General features: G+C 60.0%; 1 protein-coding gene. It reads left to right on the top strand.

The window, feature by feature from the left end; translation table 11 throughout:
- Nucleotides 1–133 precede the first annotated feature (133 nt).
- Nucleotides 134–1,159, top strand: a complete 1,026-nt coding sequence (locus AC0L2Y_RS34415; RefSeq protein WP_473562312.1) for an IS110 family RNA-guided transposase — start codon at nt 134–136, stop codon at nt 1,157–1,159.
- Nucleotides 1,160–1,401 lie beyond the last annotated feature (242 nt).

Raw genomic sequence — 1,401 nt, forward strand, 5'->3', positions numbered from 1 at the left:
TCCACATGGGGTAATCGCGGGAGCGAGTCGCCCTGAAACCAAGCATATCCTTGGAAGGTGGCTGTTCCCCGATAAGATGGAAATACGGGCTCACGACCTGACGCCGGGCCCAAGCATCTGATGGAGAACAGCCATGGAAGAATATATCGGTCTCGACGTGTCGATGAAAGAGACAGCGGTGTCGATCCGACGTGAAGGCAAGCGCGTCTGGCGCGGGAAGTGCGCCTCTGATCCAAAGATCATTGCCGAGCTTATCCGTAAGCGGGCGCCAGCCGCCAAACGCGTGGTGTTCGAGACTGGACCCCTTTCCGTCTGGTTCTATCACGCGCTACGCGCGGAAAGGGTGCCAGCGATCTGCATCGATGCTCGCCATGCCAAAGCTGCGCTCGATATGGCGCCGAATAAGACCGACGCGAACGACGCCGACGGTTTGGCGCATCTTGCAGAGGTGGGATTCTTCCGTGAGGTGCGGGTGAAAGGATTTGACAGCATGCTGACCCGCACGCTCGTGGCGGCACGCACCCGGCTGGTCCGGATCACCACCGAGCTTTCCAACCAGATCCGCGGTGTCATGAAAACCTTTGGTCTGCTCGTTCCCGCCGGAAAGGGAAGCACCTTCGAGAAGAACGTTCGGCGCCTTCTTGCCGATCACGAGGAACTTGCTCTCATCGTGCTGCCGATGTTGGAGGCCTGGCGCGGCATTCGCATCCGTGCCGCCGAGCTTGGACGCCAGCTCGTCGCAGATGCACGTCAGAGCCAGGCATGCCGCATGCTTATGTCGATCCCTGGCATCGGCGCCATCACCGCAACCTCGTTCGCCACTGCCATTGAAGATCCGGGCAACTTCAGGAAATCCCGATCTGTTGGCGCCTGGATAGGCCTGACGACGCGCCGCTACCAATCCGGAGAAGTCGATTATGACGGCCATATATCCCGACGCGGCGACCGCCATTTGCGAGGGCTTCTCTACGAAGCGGCGTCGGTCATTCTGACGCGCAGCTCAACCGAGAGCACCCTGCGGACATGGGGTCTCCAGCTCCGGGAGAGGATCGGCTTCAAAAGAGCTGCCGTGGCTGTGGCGCGCAAACTGGCGGTGATAATGCATACGATGCTTAAAACCGGCGAGCTCTTTAGTCCGAATGCAGGAGCCACGACGTAAATCCGGATAGCGTTCAGAATCTGAACGCCTGAGGCGTCCCTGCCGGGACGTGAGCCGAGCCATTCCGCTGATGGGGTTGCACCGCTGACTCAGCAAAGTGCGTCGTCCACATTGAAGGCTCGTCCCGCGAAGCTCCATCATGCGGCGACCGATGTTGACCGCGAAGACAACCGTGTACCCGGCCAACGCATCTCCAAGCGCGAAGATACTTGACGTCCCCACCGCGATTAGACAACCCCATC

It is taken from the genome of Mesorhizobium sp. WSM4830 (assembly GCF_055811495.1).